Source organism: Streptomyces sp. NRRL S-1022, from assembly GCF_000720135.1.
Lineage (GTDB): Bacteria > Actinomycetota > Actinomycetes > Streptomycetales > Streptomycetaceae > Streptomyces.
Window position 1 is genome coordinate 97,993 of the sequence record NZ_JOIU01000016.1, and the last position, 21,311, is coordinate 119,303.

General features: G+C 73.7%; 20 protein-coding genes and 1 pseudogene. 15 read left to right on the plus strand and 6 right to left on the minus strand.

What is annotated here, in order from left to right; translation table 11 throughout:
- The first annotated feature begins 49 nt into the window (after positions 1-49).
- Positions 50-1,408 (plus strand): phosphoglucosamine mutase, encoded by a 1,359-nt coding sequence (gene glmM, locus IG05_RS0123395; RefSeq protein ID WP_030345459.1) that lies wholly within the window; start codon positions 50-52, stop codon positions 1,406-1,408.
- 11 nt (positions 1,409-1,419) lie between these two features.
- On the opposite strand, the gene IG05_RS0123400 is transcribed toward glmM, so the two are convergent.
- Together IG05_RS0123400 and coaA are read right to left on the minus strand one after the other, a co-directional pair.
- The gene (locus IG05_RS0123400; protein ID WP_030345462.1) at positions 1,420-2,352 is read right to left on the minus strand and encodes a DUF389 domain-containing protein; all 933 of its coding nucleotides are present in this window, start codon (positions 2,350-2,352) and stop codon (positions 1,420-1,422) included.
- Between the two features lie 22 nt (positions 2,353-2,374).
- Positions 2,375-3,343, minus strand: a complete 969-nt coding sequence (coaA, locus tag IG05_RS0123405; protein WP_051790162.1) for a type I pantothenate kinase — start codon at positions 3,341-3,343, stop codon at positions 2,375-2,377.
- A 175-nt stretch (positions 3,344-3,518) separates the two neighbouring features.
- Here coaA and glmS point away from each other — a divergent pair, with 175 nt between their 5' ends.
- Positions 3,519-5,366 carry a glutamine--fructose-6-phosphate transaminase (isomerizing) gene (gene glmS / locus IG05_RS0123410; protein WP_030345466.1) on the plus strand — a complete coding sequence of 616 codons (1,848 nt, stop codon included), beginning with the start codon at positions 3,519-3,521 and terminating at the stop codon, positions 5,364-5,366.
- 54 nt (positions 5,367-5,420) lie between these two features.
- Here glmS and IG05_RS0123415 read toward each other — a convergent pair whose 3' ends face one another.
- Positions 5,421-5,771: a hypothetical protein gene (locus IG05_RS0123415; protein ID WP_030345468.1), complete on the minus strand. Its 351-nt coding sequence runs from the start codon at positions 5,769-5,771 to the stop codon at positions 5,421-5,423.
- Between the two features lie 104 nt (positions 5,772-5,875).
- Positions 5,876-6,655 (minus strand): SDR family NAD(P)-dependent oxidoreductase, encoded by a 780-nt coding sequence (locus tag IG05_RS0123420; RefSeq protein WP_030345469.1) that lies wholly within the window; start codon positions 6,653-6,655, stop codon positions 5,876-5,878.
- A 78-nt stretch (positions 6,656-6,733) separates the two neighbouring features.
- Here IG05_RS0123420 and IG05_RS0123425 point away from each other — a divergent pair, with 78 nt between their 5' ends.
- The 5 genes from IG05_RS0123425 to tsaE all read left to right on the plus strand — a co-directional run bounded on the left by IG05_RS0123425 (position 6,734) and on the right by tsaE (position 11,823).
- Positions 6,734-7,105: a holo-ACP synthase gene (locus IG05_RS0123425; protein WP_030345471.1), complete on the plus strand. Its 372-nt coding sequence runs from the start codon at positions 6,734-6,736 to the stop codon at positions 7,103-7,105.
- A 56-nt stretch (positions 7,106-7,161) separates the two neighbouring features.
- On the plus strand, positions 7,162-8,595 hold the full coding sequence (locus tag IG05_RS0123430) for a bifunctional ADP-dependent NAD(P)H-hydrate dehydratase/NAD(P)H-hydrate epimerase (protein WP_030345474.1): 1,434 nt from the start codon (positions 7,162-7,164) through the stop codon (positions 8,593-8,595).
- 173 nt (positions 8,596-8,768) lie between these two features.
- Positions 8,769-9,932 carry an alanine racemase gene (gene alr / locus IG05_RS0123435; protein ID WP_030345476.1) on the plus strand — a complete coding sequence of 388 codons (1,164 nt, stop codon included), beginning with the start codon at positions 8,769-8,771 and terminating at the stop codon, positions 9,930-9,932.
- A 153-nt stretch (positions 9,933-10,085) separates the two neighbouring features.
- Complete coding sequence (locus tag IG05_RS0123440) at positions 10,086-11,345, plus strand: alpha/beta fold hydrolase (RefSeq protein ID WP_030345477.1); 1,260 nt, start codon at positions 10,086-10,088, stop codon at positions 11,343-11,345.
- Positions 11,311-11,823 (plus strand): tRNA (adenosine(37)-N6)-threonylcarbamoyltransferase complex ATPase subunit type 1 TsaE, encoded by a 513-nt coding sequence (gene tsaE / locus IG05_RS0123445; protein ID WP_030345479.1) that lies wholly within the window; start codon positions 11,311-11,313, stop codon positions 11,821-11,823. Before IG05_RS0123440 ends, tsaE begins: the two co-directional genes overlap by 35 nt.
- An 89-nt stretch (positions 11,824-11,912) precedes the next feature.
- Here the strand turns inward: tsaE and IG05_RS0123450 are convergent, their stop codons facing one another.
- Complete coding sequence (locus IG05_RS0123450) at positions 11,913-12,464, minus strand: hypothetical protein (protein ID WP_030345480.1); 552 nt, start codon at positions 12,462-12,464, stop codon at positions 11,913-11,915.
- 122 nt (positions 12,465-12,586) lie between these two features.
- On the opposite strand from IG05_RS0123450, the gene tsaB reads away from it, so the two are divergent.
- From tsaB to IG05_RS0123470, 4 genes are read left to right on the plus strand one after another with little or no spacing between them, the layout of a single operon-like run.
- A complete protein-coding gene (tsaB, locus tag IG05_RS0123455; RefSeq protein ID WP_030345482.1) occupies positions 12,587-13,243 on the plus strand; it encodes a tRNA (adenosine(37)-N6)-threonylcarbamoyltransferase complex dimerization subunit type 1 TsaB in 657 nt (218 codons plus the stop codon).
- Positions 13,244-13,272: 29 nt separating this feature from the next.
- The gene (gene rimI / locus IG05_RS0123460) at positions 13,273-13,773 is read left to right on the plus strand and encodes a ribosomal protein S18-alanine N-acetyltransferase (protein ID WP_030345484.1); all 501 of its coding nucleotides are present in this window, start codon (positions 13,273-13,275) and stop codon (positions 13,771-13,773) included.
- Positions 13,766-14,866, plus strand: coding sequence for a tRNA (adenosine(37)-N6)-threonylcarbamoyltransferase complex transferase subunit TsaD (gene tsaD / locus IG05_RS0123465; protein WP_030345486.1), 1,101 nt, complete (start codon positions 13,766-13,768; stop codon positions 14,864-14,866). Before rimI ends, tsaD begins: the two co-directional genes overlap by 8 nt.
- Positions 14,863-15,120, plus strand: coding sequence for a hypothetical protein (locus IG05_RS0123470; RefSeq protein ID WP_030345488.1), 258 nt, complete (start codon positions 14,863-14,865; stop codon positions 15,118-15,120). The genes tsaD and IG05_RS0123470 overlap by 4 nt, the downstream gene beginning before the upstream one ends.
- Before the next feature lie 253 nt (positions 15,121-15,373).
- Here the strand turns inward: IG05_RS0123470 and IG05_RS0123480 are convergent, their stop codons facing one another.
- Positions 15,374-17,668 (minus strand): glycoside hydrolase family 3 N-terminal domain-containing protein, encoded by a 2,295-nt coding sequence (locus IG05_RS0123480; protein WP_030345490.1) that lies wholly within the window; start codon positions 17,666-17,668, stop codon positions 15,374-15,376.
- A gap of 138 nt (positions 17,669-17,806) precedes the next feature.
- Here IG05_RS0123480 and IG05_RS0123485 point away from each other — a divergent pair, with 138 nt between their 5' ends.
- The 4 genes and pseudogenes from IG05_RS0123485 (at position 17,807) to IG05_RS0123495 (ending at position 21,302) form a co-directional block, all read left to right on the plus strand.
- Positions 17,807-18,838: a LacI family DNA-binding transcriptional regulator gene (locus IG05_RS0123485; RefSeq protein WP_030345493.1), complete on the plus strand. Its 1,032-nt coding sequence runs from the start codon at positions 17,807-17,809 to the stop codon at positions 18,836-18,838.
- A gap of 90 nt (positions 18,839-18,928) precedes the next feature.
- Positions 18,929-20,269 (plus strand): endo-1,4-beta-xylanase, encoded by a 1,341-nt coding sequence (locus IG05_RS0123490; protein WP_030345495.1) that lies wholly within the window; start codon positions 18,929-18,931, stop codon positions 20,267-20,269.
- A gap of 247 nt (positions 20,270-20,516) precedes the next feature.
- Positions 20,517-20,594: pseudogene (locus tag IG05_RS50650) on the plus strand (hypothetical protein); the annotation flags it as partial.
- A gap of 351 nt (positions 20,595-20,945) precedes the next feature.
- Positions 20,946-21,302, plus strand: coding sequence for a YciI family protein (locus tag IG05_RS0123495; RefSeq protein ID WP_030345497.1), 357 nt, complete (start codon positions 20,946-20,948; stop codon positions 21,300-21,302).
- The last annotated feature ends 9 nt before the right edge of the window (positions 21,303-21,311 follow it).

The window sequence follows — 21,311 nt, forward strand, 5'->3', positions numbered from 1 at the left end:
AGGCTTGTGTGATCGCATGCTTCCTCGTCATGTTTCCCCGGGAGGACAAGTGGGACGACTCTTCGGCACGGACGGCGTGCGCGGTGTCGCCAACGCGGATCTGACGGCCGAGATGGCGCTCGGCCTCTCCGTCGCCGCGGCGCACGTGCTGGCCGAGGCGGGCACCTTCGAGGGCCACAAGCCGACGGCGGTGGTCGGACGGGACCCGCGCGCGTCCGGGGAGTTCCTGGAGGCGGCCGTGGTCGCCGGCCTGGCGAGCGCGGGCGTGGACGTGCTGAGCGTCGGCGTGCTGCCGACGCCCGCGGTGGCGCACCTGACCGGCGCGCTCGGCGCCGACCTCGGTGTGATGCTCTCCGCCAGCCACAACGCCATGCCGGACAACGGCATCAAGTTCTTCGCCCGCGGCGGCCACAAACTCGCCGACGAGCTGGAGGACCGGATCGAGGCGGTCTACGACGCGCACCGGCACGGTGAGCCCTGGGAGCGGCCGACGGGCGCCGGGGTGGGCCGCGTACGGTCGTACGACGAGGGCTTCGAGCAGTACATCGCCCACCTGCTGTCGGTCCTGCCCAACCGGCTCGACGGACTGAAGATCGTCCTGGACGAAGCGCACGGCGCGGCCTCGGGGGTCTCGCCGGAGGCGTTCGCCCGGGCCGGTGCCCAGGTCGTCACGATCGGCGCCGAGCCGGACGGCCTCAACATCAACGACGGCTGCGGCTCGACCCACCTGGACCAGCTCAAGGCCGCGGTCCTGGAGCACGGCGCGGACCTCGGCATCGCGCACGACGGCGACGCCGACCGCTGCCTGGCCGTGGACCACACCGGCGAGGAGGTCGACGGCGACCAGATCCTCGCCGTGCTCGCGCTGGCGATGCGGGAGCGTTCCGCACTGCGCTCCGACACCGTCGTCGCGACCGTGATGTCCAACCTCGGCTTCAAGCTGGCCATGGAGCGCGAGGGCATCCGGCTCGTGCAGACCGCCGTCGGCGACCGGTACGTCCTGGAGGAGATGAAGGAGCACGGCTACGCCCTCGGCGGCGAGCAGTCCGGGCACGTCATCATCCTCGACCACGCGACCACCGGGGACGGCACGCTGACCGGCCTGCTGCTGGCGGCGCGGATCGCCGGGACCGGCCGTACGCTGCGGGAGCTGGTCTCCGTCATGGAGCGGCTGCCGCAGGTCCTCATCAACGTTCCCGATGTCGACAGGTCCCGGGTGAGGACGTCCGCCGACGTCGCCGCCGCCGTGGCCGAGGCCGAGAAGGAGCTGGGGGCCACGGGGCGGGTGCTGCTGCGGCCCTCCGGTACGGAGCCGCTGGTCCGGGTCATGGTCGAGGCCGCGGACATCGAGCAGGCCCGGGCGGTCGCCGGGCGGCTGGCCGACGCCGTGAAGTCCGCACTGGGCTGAGGTCCGAAACCTCAGCCGTGACGTTCCCTCTGCCTGGCCCAGAAGTACTTCTGTGCCAGCAGGGTGAGCGTTCCCGCCAGGATGATGCCCAGCAGGTTCAGCAGGAGCTGGACCGTCGAGCCGCTGGTCTGGGACGTGTCGCCGTAGGCCAGCGCGACCGCCGCGTTGGCCGCGGCCGGGACCGTGGTCACCGAGATGGCCACGCCCACCAGGGCGCCCGACTTGGCCGAGGTCAGGGACAGTGTCCCGGCGGTCCCGGCGAGCACGGCCACGACGAACGAGAACCAGTCCGGGGCGTAGATGAACCCGGTGTTCGGCCGGTCGGCCTCCAACCGCGCCTTGCTGAACAGGCCCACCGCGTCCATCAGCAGGCCGAACCCCGAGGTCACGGCCATCGCGACCGCGAAGCCCACCAGCAGCGCGATAGTTGAGCGCCAGGCCAGGCGCGGCCGGCGCCGGACCACGGCCGTGCAGATGCCGGCGAGCGGCCCGAACTCCGGTCCCACCGCCATCGCGCCCACGATCAGGATCGCGTTGTCCAGCACCACACCGCAGGCCGCGATCATCGTGGCCAGGGTGATGAACGCCACATAGGTGAACGACAGCGTCGACTCCTCGTGGGTGGCCTCGGTCAGCCCCTCCCACAGCACCGCGTCCGCGCCCTCGCCCGGCGCCCGGGCCTCGGCCTCGTCGGCGCGCCGGGACAGCGAGAGGTCGATGGTCTCGACGGCGATCGATCCGGTGCCGTCCAGGCCGAGCCGCCGCAGCCCGGCGATGAGTTCGTCGGCCGCCTCGCGGGCCACGTCGCACAGGACGAGGTCGCCGGCGGGGTCGCGGGCGGCGCCCGGCAGGACGACGAGGTGGGTGGTACCGACCGTCTTGTCGATCAGACGGACCACCTCGTCGGTCCGCTCCGCCGGGGTGATCAGGCGCAGATGCAGCATGGCGCCCATCCAACAGGGTCGGCTACAGCTTGCGCAGCCGCAGGCGCTGCACCTTGTGGTCCGGGCCCTTGCGCAGGATGAGGGTGGCCCGGCCGCGGGTCGGGGCGATGTTCTCCACCAGGTTGGGCTTGTTGATGGTCCGCCACAGCGTGCGGGCGTAGTCGAGGGCCTCCTCCTCGGACACCTGGGTGTACTTGCGGAAGTACGAGTTCGGGTTCTGGAAGGCGGTCTGGCGCAGCTTCCTGAAGCGGCTGAGGTACCAGCGCTCGATGTCCTCGGCGCCGGCGTCGACGTACACGCTGAAGTCGAAGTAGTCGGCGAGACCGACCCGGGTGCGGCCGTCCTTGCCGGGCAGGGCGGGCTGGAGGACGTTCAGGCCCTCCACGATCAGGATGTCCGGGCGGCGGACGGTGAGCTTCTCGTCCGGGACGATGTCGTAGATGAGGTGGGAGTAGACCGGCGCGGACACCTCGCCCTTGCCGGCCTTGATGTCGGCGACGAAGCGGGTCAGGGCGCGGCGGTCGTAGGACTCGGGGAAGCCCTTCCGGGACATCAGGCCGCGGGCCTCCAGCTCCCGGGTGGGCAGCAGGAAGCCGTCCGTCGTGACCAGTTCCACGCGCGGGTGCTCGGGCCAGCGGGAGAGCAGGGCCCTCAGCAGCCGGGCCACCGTGGACTTGCCCACGGCCACGGAGCCGGCGACCCCTATGACGAACGGGGTGCCCGACTGGGAGCCCTTTTCGCCCAGGAACGTGTTCAGCGCGCCCCTGAGGCCGTCGGTGGCGCCGACGTAGAGGTTGAGGAGCCGGGAGAGCGGGAGGTAGATGTCCCGTACCTCGTCCAGGTCGATGACGTCGCCGAGACCACGGAGCTTCTCCACCTCCTCGGCGGTGAGCGGCAGTGGTGTCTTGTCGCGCAGCGCGCTCCACTCGGCGCGGGTGAGATCGACGTAGGGAGTCGCCTCCGGCCTGTGCCGGTGGGCGCTCCGGGGCATCGAGGAGACCGGTGAGATCACAGTCCATTGTTAACGGAGTTTGAACGGGCCGGCGGGTGGGGTCCGTCACGCGCGCGGCCCGGCTCCGTCAGGGCCTTCGTACGGTGGTGGGAATTTCCGAATCCGGGCAGCCGAAGGCCTTTTCTGATCGTCGTGGGACCGTAGGCTGCCGCTCATGTGCGGAATCGTGGGATACGTAGGGTCACAGTCGGCACTCGACGTCGTGACGGCCGGACTGAAGCGGCTGGAGTACCGGGGGTACGACTCGGCCGGTGTCGCCGTGCTGGCGGACGGCGGGCTGGCCGCCGCCAAGAAGGCCGGGAAGCTGGTCAACCTGGAGAAGGAGCTGGTCGACCGGCCGCTGCCGGCCGGCTCGACCGGCATCGGCCACACGCGCTGGGCCACCCACGGCGGTCCCACGGACGGCAACGCGCACCCGCACCTGGACAACGCGGGCCGCGTCGCCGTGGTCCACAACGGCATCATCGAGAACTTCGCGCTCCTGCGCGCGGAACTGGCCGAGCGCGGCCACGAGCTGACCTCCGAGACGGACACCGAGGTCGTCGCCCACCTGCTCGCCGAGGAGTTCTCCTCCTGCGCCGACCTGGCCGAGGCGATGCGGCTGGTGTGCCGGCGGCTGGAGGGCGCGTTCACGCTGGTCGCGGTGCACGCCGACGAGCCGGACGTGGTGGTCGGCGCCCGCCGCAACTCGCCGCTGGTGGTGGGCGTGGGGGAGGGCGAGGCGTTCCTGGCCTCCGACGTCGCCGCGTTCATCGAGCACACGCGGTCGGCGATCGAGCTGGGCCAGGACCAGGTGGTGGAGCTGCGCCGGGACGGCGTCACCGTGACGGGCTTCGACGGCCGCCCGGCCGAGGTCCACTCCTACCACGTGGACTGGGACGCCTCCGCCGCCGAGAAGGGCGGTTACGACTACTTCATGCTCAAGGAGATCGCCGAGCAGCCGAAGGCGGTCGCCGACACCCTCCTCGGCCGCATCGACCCGTCCGGCTCGCTCACCCTGGACGAGGTGCGGATCAGCCCCTCCGAACTGCGCGAGATCGACAAGGTCGTCATCGTCGCCTGCGGTACGGCCTTCCACGCCGGCCTGATCGCCAAGTACGCCATCGAGCACTGGACACGGATCCCCTGCGAGGTGGAGCTGGCCAGCGAGTTCCGCTACCGGGACCCGATCCTGGACGGGCGCTCGCTGGTGATCGCCATCTCCCAGTCCGGCGAGACGATGGACACCCTGATGGCGCTCCGGCACGCCCGCGAGCAGGGTTCCAAGGTGCTGGCGATCTGCAACACCAACGGCTCGACGATCCCCCGCGAGTCCGACGCGGTGCTGTACACGCACGCGGGCCCCGAGGTCGCGGTCGCCTCGACCAAGGCGTTCCTCACCCAGCTGGTCGCCTGCTACCTGGTCGCCCTGTACCTGGGCCAGGTGCGCGGCACCAAGTGGGGCGACGAGATCCAGGCCGTGATCAAGGACCTGTCCCGGATCTCGGAGGAGGTCGAGCGGGTCCTGGAGACCATGGAGCCGGTACGGGCGCTGGCGCGCACCCTGGCCTCGAAGGACACCGTGCTCTTCCTCGGCCGGCACGTGGGCTACCCGGTGGCCCTGGAAGGCGCGCTCAAGCTGAAGGAACTGGCGTACATGCACGCCGAGGGCTTCGCCGCGGGCGAGCTGAAGCACGGTCCGATCGCGCTGATCGAGGAGGACGTGCCGGTGGTCGTCGTCGTACCGTCCCCGCGGGGCCGGTCGGTCATCCACGACAAGATCGTGTCCAACATCCAGGAGATCCGGGCCCGGGGCGCGCGCACCATCGTGATCGCGGAGGAGGGCGACGAGACGGTGGTCCCGTACGCCGACCACCTGATCCGGATCCCGGCCACCCCGACGCTGCTCCAGCCGCTGGTCGCGACGGTCCCGCTCCAGGTCTTCGCGTGCGAGCTGGCGACGGCGCGCGGCAACGAGGTGGACCAGCCGAGGAACCTGGCCAAGTCGGTCACGGTGGAATGAGCGGGAGGGGCGGACGGCCGGCTGCCGTTCGCCCCCCGCACCCTGTTCGGGCGATCACCAGTTGATGCAGGTCTTCGGCACCCAGCCGGTCTTCTTGTCGCCGCCGTAGTACCACAGGTTGCTCTTCTTGCCGCAGGCCGTGTACGAGCCGCCCTTGTAGGCCTTGCCGTCGTTGCAGACGGAGCCCTTCTTGCCCTTGCCCCAGATGCCGACGGCCGTGGCGGACGTCTTGGGCGAGGTGCGGACGTTGACGGTCTGCTTGGCCTTGACGTTGATGATCGCCTTGCTGCAGTCCCTCGGCAGGGTGGCCGCGGAAGCGGTGCCGGCGGTGGCGACGGCGCCGGTGAGGGCCGTACCGATCAGGGCCGCGGTGGTGAGCGCGGTGCCCAGAGACTTCAACTTCACTACTTCGTCCTCCCGTTGTGGTGCGAGGCGCCCGTCCGCGGACGGAGCGCCGATCGCCGGGAACATTACGGGAGCGGCGAACCCGGCCGGTCCCGGGGGTGTGTTCAGTGCACGGAGAAGCCGCCGTCCACGTGGATCGACTGGCCCGTGACGTAGGCGGAGGCGCGGCTCGCCAGGAACACCGCCGCGCCCGCGAAGTCCTCGGCGAGCCCGTTGCGGCCCGTCATCGTGCGCGCGGCCAGCGCCGCCACCCGCTCCGGATCGGACGACAGCCGCCGGTTGAGCGGAGTCATCACGAAGCCCGGCACCAGCGTGTTGCAGGTGACCCCGTACGGCGACCAGGCCTCCGCCTGGGAGCGGGCCAGGGACTCCAGCGCGCCCTTGGAGACGCCGTAGGCACCGCTGTGCACGAAGGCGCGGTGGGCCTGCTGGGAGCTGATGTGGACGATCCGCCCGAAGCCCCGCTCGGCCATGCCCGGACCGAACCGCTGCCCCAGCAGGAAGGGCGCCTCCAGGTTCACCGCCATCGTGGCGTCCCAGACGTCCTCGCCCAACTCGCCCATCGGCGGCCGGAGGTTGATCCCGGCCGAGTTGACGAGGATGTCGGGCTCGCCGAAGACGGCCGCGGCCTCCTCGGCCGCCGCGCGCACGCCCTCCCGCGACCCCAGGTCCCCGGCGACCCAGGCCGCCCGGCAGCCGTCGGCCGTCAGCTCGTCCACCGTGGCGGCCAGTTCCTCCGGCCGCCGGGCCACGACCACCACGCCCGCCCCGGCCCGGGCCAGTGCCCCCGCGACGGCCCGTCCGATACCGGAACTTCCCCCGGTCACCACGGCGGTGCGGCCGTCCAGGGAGAACAGGCCGGAGAGATACGCGTGTGACGAGATCATGCCGGAAGCCTAGAGCGCGGTCCGCCGACGTGGCGTCGCCGGATCCCGTTCCGCCGGAGTCGTAGGGTGCTCGCCATGAGCATCATCGGGGTGGGCATCGACGTCGCCGAGATCGACCGGTTCCGGGCGTCCCTGGAGCGGACGCCGGGACTGGCCGACCGGTTGTTCGTGACGCGCGAACTGCTGCTGCCCAGCGGGGAGCGGCGCGGGATCGCCTCGCTCGCGGTCCGGTTCGCCGCCAAGGAGGCGCTGGCCAAGGCGCTGGGCGCGCCGCCCGGGCTGCAGTGGACCGATGCCGAGGTGTACGTGGAGGACACCGGGCAGCCACGGCTCAGGGTGAAGGGCACGGTGGCCGCGCGCGCGGCGGAGCTGGGTGTACGGGCCTGGCACGTGTCGCTCAGCCACGACGCGGGCGTGGCCTCCGCCGTGGTGATCGCCGAGGGCTGACCGGCGACGCGGCCCGCGGGTGTGGACGGTGGGGGTTGCGGGGCAGACTCGGTGCCATGCGTACTGCGTACAGCGTGGAGACGGTAAGGGCGGCCGAGCGGGCGTTGCTGGCACGGCTGCCGGAGGATGCGCTGATGCAGCGGGCCGCCGCCGGGCTGGCCGCCGCCTGCGCCGAACTGCTCGGGCGGGTGTACGGCAGCCGGGTGGTGCTGCTCGTGGGCAGCGGGGACAACGGCGGGGACGCCCTGTACGCGGGGGCCCGGCTGGCCCGCCGCGGCGCCGGCGTGACGGCCGTGCTGCTGACACCGGAACGGGCCCACGGCGGGGGACTGGCGGCCCTGCGGCGGGCGGGCGGCACGGTCGCCGCCGCCGGCTCCCCGGAGGAACCGGTCCTGCGGGCCGACCTGGTGGTGGACGGGATCGTCGGCATCGGCGGCAAGGGCGGGCTGCGGCCGGACGCCGAGCGGCTGGCCGGGGTGGTGGCGCGGTCCGGGGCGGCGGTGGTGGCCGTGGACCTGCCCAGTGGCGTGGACGCGGACACCGGGGAAGTGCGCGGGGCCGCGCTGCGGGCCGACCTGACCGTCACCTTCGGCGCGTACAAGCCCGGACTGCTGGTGGACCCCGCGCGGGAGTACGCCGGGGTGGTGCGGTTCGTCGACATCGGGCTGGCGCCGCCGCCCGCCGCCGCCGAACTGGAGGCGCTGCAACACGCCGACGTGGCCCGGCTGTTGCCGGCGCCGGCGGCGGAGAGCGACAAGTACCGGCGGGGCGTCGTCGGGATCGCCGCGGGGTCGGAGCGGTATCCGGGGGCGGCCGTGCTGGCGGTGTCCGGGGCGCTGCGGGGCGGGGCCGGGGCCGTCCGGTACGTCGGGCCGGCCGGGGACGCGGTCCTCGCGCGCTTCCCGGAGATCCTCGTGTCCGACGCCGGACCCGCCAGGGCCGGCCGGGTGCAGGCCTGGGTGGCCGGTCCCGGGGCCGGGGACGACGCGGGGAACGTGGCCGAGGTGCTGGAGGCCGACGTGCCGGTGCTGCTGGACGCGGACGGGCTGCGGCTGGCCGAGCGGGACACGGTACGGCGGCGTACGGCGCCGACGCTGATGACCCCGCACGCCGGGGAGGCCGCCGCGCTGCTGGGTGTGCCGCGCGAGGAGGTCGAGGGCGCCCGGCTGGCGGCGGTGCGCGAACTGGCGGCCCGCTACCGGGCGACGGTGCTGCTGAAGGGCTCGACGACGCTGGTCGCCGGGCCGGCGGGCGGGGCGGTGCGGGTCAACGCCACCGGGACGCCGTGGCTGGCCACCGCCGGGAGCGGGGACGTGCTGTCCGGGCTCGCCGGGTCCCTGCTGGCGGCGGGGCTGAGCGCGCCGGACGCGGGCAGCGTCGCCGCGTACCTGCACGGCCTGGCGGGCCGCCTCGCCGCGGCCGGCGCACCCGCGGGCGCCCATGACGTCGCGTCACACATCCCGCAGGCCTGGCGGAACGTACGGTCCTGACCCACCGGGCGCGGGCCCCGCGGGGGGGGGCCCGGAGGGGCGCGGGGAACCGCGCGGGCGACCCGGGCGACGGCCCGCGGGCAGCAGCGGCGGGGCGTCCGGGCCGCTGTCCGCCGGCCCGGAGGGGGCGGTGCCCGGGGGCGGTCGGCGGCCTCTGAGACACTGGGGGCGCCATGAGTGAGACAGCAGCTGAGCCGACCGCCGCCCTGCGCGCCCGCGCCGAGATCGATCTGGGCGCCCTGCGCGCCAACGTGCGGGCCCTGCGCGCCCGGGCGCGGGGCGCCGCCGTGATGGCCGTCGTCAAGTCCGACGCGTACGGCCACGGCGCGCTGCGGTGCGCCCGCGAGGCCCTCGCCGCGGGTGCGACCTGGCTCGGCACGGCCACGGCCGAGGAGGCCCTCGCGCTGCGCGCGGCCGGGCTGCCCGGCCGCATCCTGTGCTGGCTGTGGGTGCCGGGCGGCCCCTGGCGGCAGGCGATCGAGGCCGACCTCGACGTCTCGCTGAGCGGCATGTGGGCCCTGCGGGAGGTCGTCGAGGCCGCCCGGGCGGCGGGGCGCCCCGCACGCGTGCAGCTCAAGGCCGACACCGGACTCGGACGCAACGGCTGCCAGCCCGGCGAGGACTGGGCCGAACTGGTCGCCGCGGCCCTGCGCGCGGAGGCCGAGGGCCTGGTCCGGATCACCGGGCTGTGGTCGCACTTCGCGTGCGCCGACGAGCCGGGCCACCCGTCCGTCGCCGCCCAGCTCGCCCGGTTCCGGGAGATGACGGCGTACGCCGAGGAGCGGGGCGTGCGGCCCGAGGTGCGGCACATCGCCAACTCGCCGGCCACCCTCACCCTGCCCGAGTCCCACTTCGACCTGGTCCGCACGGGCATCGCCGTGTACGGCGTCTCGCCCAGCCCGGAGCTCGGCACCCCCGCCGATCTCGGGCTGCGCCCGGTGATGACGCTCAGCGCCTCGCTGGCCCTGGTCAAGCGCACCCCGGCCGGCCACGGCGTCAGCTACGGCCACCACTACGTCACCCCCGGCGAGACCACCCTCGGCCTGGTGCCGGTCGGTTACGCGGACGGTGTCCCGCGGCACGCCTCGGGCGCCGGTCCGGTGCTGGTCGACGGCAAGTGGCGGACCATCGCCGGGCGGGTCGCCATGGACCAGTTCGTGGTGGACCTGGGCGGCGACGAGCCCCCGGTGGGCAGCGAGGCGGTGCTGTTCGGCCCCGGTGACCGGGGCGAGCCCACCGCCGAGGACTGGGCCCAGGCCTGCGGCACGATCGCGTACGAGATCGTCACACGCATCGGAACGCGCGTTCCCCGCGTCTATGTGAACGGGTCCGACTGAACACGGTCCGACTGAACACGGTCCTTCCGAACGCGGGTCCATGTGAAGGCCGGGCCGTGTGAACGCGCTTCTGTGAACGGGGAAGAAGTCGGGTAACCGTTCCGCAGCGACACCCGTCCAGGCGAACTGCAGTACGGCGAAGAGGAGCGGTACGTGAGCGAGAGCAGCGCGGAGGCCGTGGCGGACGTCGTCGCCGCGGCGGCCGCCGCGTCCGCCGCGGGGGCGGCCGGGAGCTGGCGCAGGGCGACCGGCATCGCCGGTGCCGCGATAGGCGTGCTCGCCGCGGGCGCGGCGGCCGGCGTCGCCGTCGAGCGGATGACGGTGGGCCGCGGGATGCGCAGGAAGGCACGGCTGGCGCTGGACTCGGCGGGCCCCTACGGCACCCTGCGCGGCACCCCCGGCAAGGCGTACGCCGACGACGGCACCGAGCTGTACTACGAGGTCGACGAGGCCGAGCCCGACCCCGGCCCGAACGTCTCACCGCGCCGGCGCAGGCTCTTCGGCCGCAAGGCGCCCGCCCCGGTCACCGTCGTCTTCTGCCACGGCTACTGCCTCAGCCAGGACTCCTGGCACTTCCAGCGGGCGGCCCTGCGCGGGGTGGTGCGGACCGTGTACTGGGACCAGCGCAGCCACGGGCGGTCCGGGCGGGGCGTGGCCCAGACCCGGGACCGGGAGCCCCTCACCATCGACCAGCTCGGCCGCGACCTCAAGGCCGTCCTCGACGCCGCCGCGCCGGAGGGGCCGCTCGTCCTGGTCGGCCACTCCATGGGCGGCATGACCGTGATGGCCCTCGCCTCCGAGTACCCGGAGCTGATCCGGGACCGGGTCGTCGCCACCGCCCTCGTGGGCACGTCGTCCGGGCGGCTCGGCGAGGTCAACTTCGGGCTCCCGGTGGCCGGCGTCAACGCGGTGCGCCGGATCCTCCCCGCCGTGCTGAAGGCCCTCGGGCAGCAGGCCGAGCTGGTGGAGAGGGGGCGCCGGGCCACCGCCGACCTGTTCGCCGGGGTCATCAAGCGGTACTCGTTCGCCGGGCGGGACGTCGACCCGGCCGTCGAGCGGTTCGCCGAGCGGATGATCGAGTCCACCCCGATCGACGTGGTCGCCGAGTTCTACCCGGCCTTCACCGACCACGACAAGACCGAGGCGCTCGCCTGCTTCCGGGACATACCGGTGCTCGTGCTGGCCGGGGTGCGGGACCTGGTCACGCCCAGCGAGCACAGCGAGGCCATCGCCGACCTGCTGCCCGACGCCGAGCTGGTCCTCGTGCCGGACGCCGGGCACCTGGTGATGCTGGAGCACCCGGAAGTGGTCACCGACCGGCTCGCCGACCTGCTCACCCGTGCGGGCGCGGTGCCGGCAGGAGCTACGGTAAGTGGCTATGGAAGCACCAGCAGCACCGCACGACCCCGCTGAGACCCGGCTGACCGTCACCTCCCCGGAACAGATGCGGGAGCTGGGCCGCCGGCTGGCCGAACTGCTGCGCGCGGGCGACCTGGTCATGCTCTCCGGGGAGCTGGGCGCGGGCAAGACCACGCTGACCCGCGGGCTCGGCGAGGGCCTCGGCGTGCGCGGCGCGGTCACCTCGCCGACCTTCGTGATCGCCCGGGTCCACCCGTCCCTCGGCGACGGCCCGCCCCTGGTGCACGTCGACGCCTACCGGCTCTCGGGCGGCCTGGACGAGATGGAGGACCTGGACCTCGACGTCTCGCTGCCCGACTCGGTGATCGTCGTGGAGTGGGGCGAGGGCAAGGTCGAGGAGCTGACCGAGGAACGGCTCCAGGTCGTCATCCACCGCGCGGTCGGCGACACCACCGACGAGGTACGGCACGTGACGGTCACGGGGCTCGGCGAGCGCTGGTCCGGGGCCGGCCTGGGGACGCTGCCCGGCTGAGCCCGGCGGAAGGCACCGGCGGGCCCCGGCACCCTGGCGCGCACGACGGTGCGGCAACCGGCGGGCCGCCGCCGCGCGGGCGTGCCCGGCTAGCGGATCACGACGACCCGCACCCCGATCGTGGCGAACCTCCACATCGCGTCCCCGTCCGGCCGGCTCTCCCGGATGCCGCCCGTCTTCGCGCTCGCGTCGGCCACCATGCCCGAGCCGTCGTCCACGGCCGCGCTGAACCCGACGGCCACCCCGTCCACGCTGGTGAACCGCACCACGTGCTCGATGGGGACGCCGTCGGTGCCGGTGGCCGCGTTGGAGCGGGAGGTGACCCAGTACGTGCCGGCCGGCGGGTCGACGCGGCCCGGGTGCACCGGGAAGGTGCGCTGCACCCGGTTCCCGGGGGACACCAGCCAGACCCGGTCGTCGTCCACCGAGTACACGACCCGTTCTCCCGTTCCGGAGCCGCCCGGCAGGGCGGTCGGGTGGTTCCGGTCCCGGGGCGCCTTGGACGGGGCCGTCGCGTGCGCCACCGGTCCCGCGCCGGGGCGGGCCGGGGCGGTCGCCTGGGCCCGGTAGCCGAGGAAACCGACGGTTCCGAGAGCCGCCGCGGTGAGGCCGGCCACGATCGCCGAGCTGGTCCCTGCCACCTGCGCCCACCTCTGCCTCGTCGGACTCGTGTCATATGTCGTACTTCGTACCGACCGTAGCAGTCGGTGACCGTCCGTCCGGGACGGCGATGCGCGAGCCGCGGGCGCCGTAGGCTGTTCGCGTGCTCTTGCTCGCTCTGGATACCGCCACACCCGCTGTCACCGTCGCGCTGCACGACGGCACCCGCGTCATCGCCTCGTCGAGCCAGGTGGACGCGCGCCGGCACGGGGAGCTGCTGCTGCCGGCCGTCGACCGCGTCCTGGCCGAGGCCGGCCTGAAACTCGACGCCGTCACCGGCATCGTCGTCGGCACCGGGCCCGGCCCCTACACCGGTCTGCGCGTCGGCCTGATGACCGCCGACACCTTCGGCCTCGCGCTCGGCGTCCCGGTGCACGGCGTGTGCACGCTGGACGGCCTCGCCTACGCCGCCGACATCGAGAAGGGCCCCTTCGTGGTGGCGACCGACGCCCGCCGCAAGGAGGTCTACTGGGCCACGTACGCCGACTCCCGGACCCGGCTGACCGGCCCGGCCGTCGACCGTCCGGCCGACATCGCCGAGCAGGTCGCGGGCCTGCCCGCGGTCGGCGCGGGCGCGCTGCTCTACCCGGACACGTTCCCGAGCGTCCACGAGCCCGAGCACGTGTCCGCCGCCGCCCTCGCCTCGCTCGCCGCGCAGAAGCTGGCCGCGGGCGAGGAACTCCCGGCGCCCCGGCCGCAGTACCTGCGCCGGCCGGACGCCCAGGTCCCCAAGAACTACAAGGTGGTCACCCCCAAGTGACACAGCCGGCATTCCCCCGACTGCGCGAGATGCGCTGGTGGGACATCGACCCGGTCCTGGAGCTGGAGCGGGACCTGTTCCCCGAGGACGCCTGGTCCCGGGGCATGTTCTGGTCCGAGCTGGCCCACGCCCGGGGCGCCGGCGCCACCCGCTGCTACCTGGTCGCCGAGTCCGCCGACGGCCGGGTCGTCGGGTACGCCGGCCTTGCCGCCGCCGGCGAGCTGGCCGACATCCAGACCATCGCCGTCGCCCGCGGCCACCAGGGCACCGGCCTCGGCGCCCGGCTGCTGACCGAGCTGCTGCGGGCGGCGACCGCGTTCGAGTGCCACGAGGTGATGCTTGAGTGCCGGGTCGACAACCTGCCCGCGCAGAAGCTCTACGAGCGCTTCGGCTTCGTCCCCATCGGCTTCCGGCGCGGCTACTACCAGCCGGGCAACGTGGACGCCCTGGTGATGCGCCTGACCACGGAACCCGGCAGCGGCTCCGCCGCGGGCTCCGCCTCAGTACAAGGAACCGATATCAATGACTGACTCACGCGACGAGCCTCTCGTACTCGGCATCGAGACCTCCTGCGACGAGACCGGCGTCGGCATCGTCCGCGGCACCACCCTGCTGGCGGACGCCGTCGCCTCCAGCGTCGACGAGCACGCCCGCTTCGGCGGTGTCGTGCCGGAGGTGGCCTCCCGGGCGCACCTGGAGGCGATGGTCCCGACGATCGACCGCGCGCTGAAGGAGGCGGGGGTCAGCGCCAGGGACCTGGACGGCATCGCGGTCACCGCCGGCCCCGGCCTCGCCGGCGCCCTGCTCGTCGGCGTCTCGGCGGCCAAGGCGTACGCCTACGCCCTCGGCAAGCCCCTGTACGGCGTCAACCACCTCGCCTCCCACATCTGCGTGGACCAGCTGGAGCACGGCCCGCTGCCCGAGCCGACCATGGCCCTGCTGGTGAGCGGCGGCCACTCCTCGCTGCTGCTGTCGTCGGACATCACCTCCGACGTCCGCCCGATGGGCTCGACCATCGACGACGCGGCCGGCGAGGCCTTCGACAAGATCGCCCGCGTGCTGAACCTGGGCTTCCCCGGCGGCCCGGTCATCGACCGGTACGCCAGGGAGGGCGACCCGGAGGCGATCGCCTTCCCGCGCGGCCTGACCGGCCCGCGCGACCCGGCGTACGACTTCTCCTTCTCCGGTCTGAAGACCGCGGTGGCCCGCTGGATCGAGGCCAGGCGGGCGGCCGGCGAGGAGGTCCCGGTGCGCGACGTGGCCGCGTCCTTCCAGGAGGCCGTGGTCGACGTGCTCACCCGCAAGGCCGTCCGCGCCTGCAAGGACGAGGGCGTGGACCACCTGATGATCGGCGGCGGCGTGGCGGCCAACTCCCGGCTGCGCGCGCTCGCCCGGGAACGCTGCGAGGCGGCCGGCATCCGGCTGCGTGTGCCGCGCCCCAAGCTGTGCACGGACAACGGCGCGATGGTGGCCGCGCTCGGCGCCGAGATGGTCGCCCGGAACCGGGCCGCGTCGAGCTGGGACCTGTCGGCCGACTCCTCCCTGCCGGTCACCGACCCGCACGTCCCGGGCCACGGCCACGACCACGTGCACGAGGTCGGCAAGGAGAACCTGTACTCGTGACGGTCGCGCTGATGTGGGAGGCCCGGGCCGCCGGGGGACGGGGGGCGGACCTGCTCGCCTGGGTGCGGGAACAGCCCCTCGCCGGCGAGCCGTTGCGCCGCGAGACCTTCCGCGCGCCGCAGGACCGGGTGCTCGTCGTCACCTGGTGGGACGCCCCGTACGACGCCCCGCTGCCGGAACTGCCCGAGCCGGGACCCGAGCTGGTGACCCGGGCCGTGCACCGGTGGCGGTTCGAGGCGGTGCCGGACCACTGAGGTTGCGCGAGCACCCCCCACCTGGTCTATGATCATCACACAGCGAACGGCAGGGACCCGGAAATCGGGAACCGACCCGGACGCAGTGCGTTGGTGGTCCAAGGAAAGACGCCCCGCTTCCTGCGGGGAGATGCAGGTGCAAGGCCTGCCCGGCGCTCCACTCGACACCCCGCCCCCGGGTTCCCGGCGGCGGGGTGTCGGCGTTCCACGCCCCGCCACTTCCCGGCACGCCCGCGCCGCCACCCCGCAGCGCCTACGCCACCACCTCGCAGTGCAGCCTCCGTCCGGCCCCGACCACCCGCGCCGGCCCGGTCAGCCGCAGCCGCGCCCGGTGCCGTACCTCCGCGCTCGACGGGCCGAGGCGCAGTTCCAGCTCGCCGGGCTCCACCACCCGGGCTCCCGTGCGGTCCGTGAAGGACGACAGGTCGGCGTGGAAGCGGAAGGTGAGGCGGCGGGCGGCGCCCGGGGCCAGGTCCAGGCGCCGGTAGCCGATCAGGCGCACGTCCGGGCGGGTCACCGAGGCCACCGGGTCGTGCAGATAGAGCTGGACGACCTCGGTGCCCGCCCGGTCGCCGGTGTTGCGGACGGTGAGGGAGAGGTCGTACGAGCCGTCCGTGCCGATGTCGGCCGCGGAGCCCGCGAAGTCCTCCCAGGCGAACTCGGTGTAGGAGCGGCCGTGCCCGAACGGGTACAGCGGAGTCGGGTCCAGGCTGCTGACCTCGCCGGCCAGGCCCAGCGGCGGCTGGAGGTAGGTCCAGGGCTGACCGCCGGGCAGCCGCGGGACGCTCACCGGGAGCCTGCCGGAGGGGTTCACCCGGCCGGACAGCACCCCGGCGACGGCCGGTCCGCCCTCCTCGCCGGGGAAGAAGGCCTGCACCACCGCGCCGAGCCGGCCGTGCCAGCGGCCCAGGGCGTAGGGGCGGCCGGTGAGCAGCACCAGGACCACCGGGACGCCCGTGGCCACCAGCGCGTCGAGCAACTCGCCCTGCACGCCCGGCAGTCGCAGGTCCGCCGCGTCGCAGCCCTCGCCCGAGGTGCCGCGCCCGAACAGGCCCGCGCGGTCGCCGAGCACCGCCACGCACACGTCCGCCTCCGCCGCCCGGGCCACCGCCTCCGCGAAGCCGGCGGTGTCCGGGTCGGCGACCCCGCAGCCCTCCGCGAACGACACCTTGGCGTCGGGGAGTTCGGTGCGCAGGGCGTCCAGCACGGTGGAGATCTCGATGCCGGGCGGGATGCCGGGGTGGTGGGTGAGGACGTGGGAGGGGAAGGAGTAGCAGCCGAGCATGGCGAGGGCGTCCGCCGCGCGCGGGCCGACGACCGCGATCCGGGTGTCCGGGGCCAGCGGGAGCAGCCCGTCGGGGTTGTCCAGCAGTACCACCGACTCCTCGGCCAGCCGCCCGGCGAGCGCCCGGTTCGCCGCCGAGTCCAGGTCGAGCGGGCCCTCCGGCTCCGGCCGCCAGTCCTCGTCCAGCAGGCCCAGCTCGCACTTCTGCAGCAGGACGCGGCGGGCCGCGCGGTCCACCAGCGCCTCGGGGACGCGGCCCTCGCGTACGGCGGCGACCAGGGGCTTGCCGTAGCAGTTGACGGTCGGCAGCTCCACGTCGATGCCGGCGGCCAGCGCCCGGTGCGCGGCCTCCGCCTCGTCCGCCGCGACCCGGTGCAGGCTCCGCAGGAAGGCGATGCCGAAGTAGTCGGCGACCACCGTGCCGGTGAACCCCCACTCCTCGCGCAGCAGCCCGGTCAGCAGCCCCGGGTCGGCGGAGGCCGGCACGCCGTCGGTCTCCGTGTAGGCCGCCATCACCGAGCGGGCGCCGCCCTCGCGCAGCGCCATCTCGAACGGCGGCAGGGTGACGTCCGCGAACTCCCGTACGCCGGCCCGCACCGGGGCCAGGTTCCGGGCGCCCGCCGAGGAGGCGTACCCGGCGAAGTGCTTGAGCGTGGCGACCACGCCGGCCGACTCCAGACCGCGCACGTAGGCCGTGCCGACGGTGCCGACCAGGTACGGGTCCTCACCGATCGTCTCCTCGACCCGTCCCCAGCGCGGGTCGCGGACGACGTCCAGGACGGGGGCCAGACCCTGGTGGACCCCGGCCGCGCGCAGGTCCCGGCCGATGCGCCGGCCCACCTGCTCGACCAGCTCCGGGTCGAAGGAGGCGCCCCAGGCGAGCGGGACCGGGTAGGCGGTCGCCCGCCAGGCGGTGAAGCCGGCCAGGCACTCCTCGTGCGCGACCGCCGGGATGCCGAAGCGGTTCGCGGCGGCGATCCGGCGCTGCGCCCGGGCCAGCGCCCGCGCGCCGACGTCCGGGTCGACGGGGGCGGTGCCGAAGGAGCGGGTCAGCTGGCCGAGGCCGCGGGTGATCAGCTCGTCCCAGTCGTACTCGGCGGTCATCTCGCGCTGCAGCGGGGCGACTCCGTCGCCGTCCGTGGCGGCGCCCACCCACACGCCGTACAACTGGGCGGCCTTCTCCTCCAGGGTCATCCGGGACAGCAGGTCGGCCACCCGGGCGTCGGCGGGCAGGGCGGGATCACGCCAAGGAGCGGTGGTCATGGAACTCCCGTCTCGACTCTGCTTCGCAAGCTGGGCCGCGAAGGCCGCGAATGTTTCGACTGATGCGTCGAATGTTCCGGGAACCTATGGCGCGCGAGGCCCTTCGTCAAGAGGCCCGGCGGGGATACGATCGCGGGCATGAAGCCTTCGAAGTCCCCAGAAACGCAGACGGCGACCCTCGCCGAGATCGCCCGGGAGGCCGGGGTCTCCGCTCCGACTGTTTCGAAGGTGCTCAACGGCCGTGCCGACGTCGCCCCCGCGACCCGCACCCGCGTCGAGGAGCTGCTGCGCGTCCACGGCTACCGGCGCCGGCGCGCCGAGGCGTCCCGCTCGCCCCTGATCGACCTGGTCTTCCACGAACTGGAGAGCGCCTGGGCGCTGGAGGTCATCCGGGGCGTGGAGAACGCCGCCCGGGACGCCGGGCTGAGCGTGGTGCTGTCCGAGTCGGCCGGCCGGCTCACCCCCGGCCGGACCTGGGCCGACCAGGTCGCCGCCCGCCGCCCGCACGGCGTGGTGCTGGTGCTGTCCGGCCTGGACGAGTCCCAGCGGGCGCTGCTGACCAGCCGGTCCATCCCGTTCGTGGTGATGGACCCGGCCGGCGACCCGGGCCCGGACGTGCCGTCCATCGGCGCCACCAACTGGCAGGGCGGGCTCGCCGCCACCCGCCACCTGGTGGAACTCGGCCACACCCGGATCGGCGCGATCAGCGGCCCGTCCCGGATGATGTGCAGCCGGGCCCGGGTCGACGGCTACCGGGCCGCCCTGGAGACGGCCGGACTGCCGGCCGACCCCTCGCTCGTCGTGGCCGGCGACTTCCACCACGACGCCGGCTACCGCCTGGGGCTGGAGCTGCTGCGCCGCCCGGACCGGCCCACCGCCGTCTTCGCGGGCAACGACCTGCAGGCGCTCGGCCTGTACGAGGCCGCCCGCGAACTGGGTCTGCGCATCCCGGAGGACCTGAGCGTGGTCGGCTTCGACGATCTGCCGGTGGCCCGCTGGGTGGGCCCGCCGCTGACGACCGTACGGCAGCCGCTCACCGAGATGGCCGAGGCCGCGGCCCGGCTGGTGCTGGAACTGGGGCGGGAACAGCGGGAGCGGGCGGCGACCCGGGTGGAGCTGGCGACGAGTCTGGTGGTGCGGTCGAGCACGGGCGCGCCCCCGGCGGCCTGAGCCGTCCGTGTATTGACGGGGGCGGGGGGTCACCCCACACTGCTCCGAAGTCAATCGGTTTCTCAACCGAAACTTTCGGAGGCGCCTGTCATGAGATCCTCCTTATGCGCCGCGGTGGCCGCGCTCGTCGCCGCCGTCGGCCTGTCCACCGGTACGGCCCATGCCGCCGACACCCCGCTGCGCGACCTCGGGGCGGCGCAGGGCAAGGTGGTCGGCACCGCCGTCACCGGCTCCGAACTCACCGGCCGCTACGGCGACATCGCCGGTACCCAGTTCAGCGCCGTCACCCCCGGCAACGCCATGAAGTGGGGGAGCGTCGAGCCGGCCCAGGGCAGCTTCAACTGGACCGAGGCCGACCAGATCGTGGCCTTCGCCCAGGCCCACCACCAGCAGGTACGCGGCCACACCCTGGTCTGGCACAACCAGAACCCGAGCTGGCTGACGAACGGCAGCCGGACCCCCGCCCAGCTGAGCGGCCTGCTGCAGAACCACATCAGCACCGAGGTCGGCCGCTACAAGGGAAAGATCGCCGCCTGGGACGTCGTCAACGAACCCTTCAACGAGGACGGCACCTACCGCTCCACCCTCTGGTCCGACGCCCTCGGCTCCGGCTACATCGCCAACGCCCTGACCTGGGCGCACGCGGCCGACCCGGACGCCAAGCTGTACATCAACGACTACAACGTGGAGGGCGTCAACGCGAAGTCCACCGCCCTGTACAACCTCGTCAGGTCCCTGAAGCAGCAGGGCGTCCCGATCGACGGCGTCGGCCTCCAGGCCCACCTGATCCTCGGTCAGGTGCCCTCGACGCTCCAGCAGAACATCCAGCGCTTCGCCGACCTCGGCGTGGACGTGGCGATCACCGAGCTGGACGTCCGGATGCAGCTGCCCGCCGACAGCACCAAACTCGCCCAGCAGGCGGCCGACTTCACGTCCGTGGTGGCCGCCTGCGCGGCCGTGACCCGGTGCGTCAACATCACCGTGTGGGGCTTCACCGACTCCGACTCCTGGGTGCCGAGCACCTTCCCGGGCTACGGGGCGGCGACGCCGTACGACGAGAACTACCAGCCGAAACCGGCCTACTACGCGATCGCCGAGGCGCTGGGCGGATCACCCACCACCCCGCCGCCGGGCAGCGGCGGCTGCACCGCCGCCTACTCCGTCACCAGCCAGTGGAACACCGGCTTCACCGGCCAGGTGAAGATCTCCTGCTCCGGCGCCTCCCTGTCCTCGTGGAAGGCGAACTGGGACTACGGCGCGGGCCAGCGGATCACCCAGGCCTGGAACGCCACCTGCACCCAGTCCGGCACGGCCGTCTCCTGCACCAACGCCCCGTACAACGGCTCGGTGCCGGACGGCGGTTCGGTGACGTTCGGGTTCAACGGGTCCTGGAGCGGCAGCAACCCGGTACCCGCCGTCACGCTGGGATGAGCCGGAAGACGAGAGTTCCCGAAGAAACCGACTCGGGCACCTTCCGCTGACAGTCCCCTCATCGTTCGGACACACGTTCCTGCCGTGACGCCACAGGTGGAGCAAGGCGACACGGGCGGACGAGCGGGCCGGCGACCGGGAACGCCGCGGATCGCCGGCCTCACCCCGGCCCACCTGGAAGCGGTTCACGCAGGACACTCCCGGGGTCCCCGGCAGCCGCGAGGCCAACGACAAGTCCGGCCAGGCGGTGGCCGTCGGCGACATCACCGGGGACGGCATCGACGACGCGGCGGTCGGCGCGCCCGACGAGAACGGCGAGGGCGTGGTCGACGTGCTGCGCGGCAGCCGCTCCGGGCTGACCGGCGCCGGCGCCCAGGCGTTCGGCCAGGACACCAAGGGCGTGCCCGGCACCGCCGAGCCGTACGACGCCTTCGGGTACGAGGTCCGGCTGCTCGACGTCGACCCCGACGGCCACGCCGACCTGATCGCCGCGGTCTTCGGCGGGAAGGCGTTCGGGGCGCCGTACAAGAAGGCGTCGTTCGGCCTGAGGCTGAGGCAGGAGTCTGCGGAGAAGGGCGGAAGAAAATCCGGCGGGTGTGTCGATGTGCGCCGCCCCCGTTCGACGCAAGGGGTGAGCGGCGGGGACAGGCCCCGCCGCCCGGCCGAAGGAGTCACCATGCCCCGCTACCTGTCGATCATCCACATCGACGAGTCCTCCGCCCCCGCCGGCGGCCCCAGCAAGGAGCTGATGGACCGGATGGGTGAACTGATCGAGGAGATCACCAAGGCCGGCGTCATGCTCGACACCGCCGGGCTGACGCCCTCCGCCCAGGGCACCACGGTGCGCTGGGAGGGCGGCAGGCTCTCCGTCACCGACGGGCCCTTCACCGAGGGCAAGGAGGTCATCGGCGGCTACGCGCTCATGCAGTGCAAGGACAAGGCCGAGGCACTGGAGTGGACCAAGCGGTTCCTCCAAGTCCACGAGCCGTACTGGACCGTCTCCTGCGAGGTGCGGGAGATCGCCGAGGGCTGATCCCGCTTG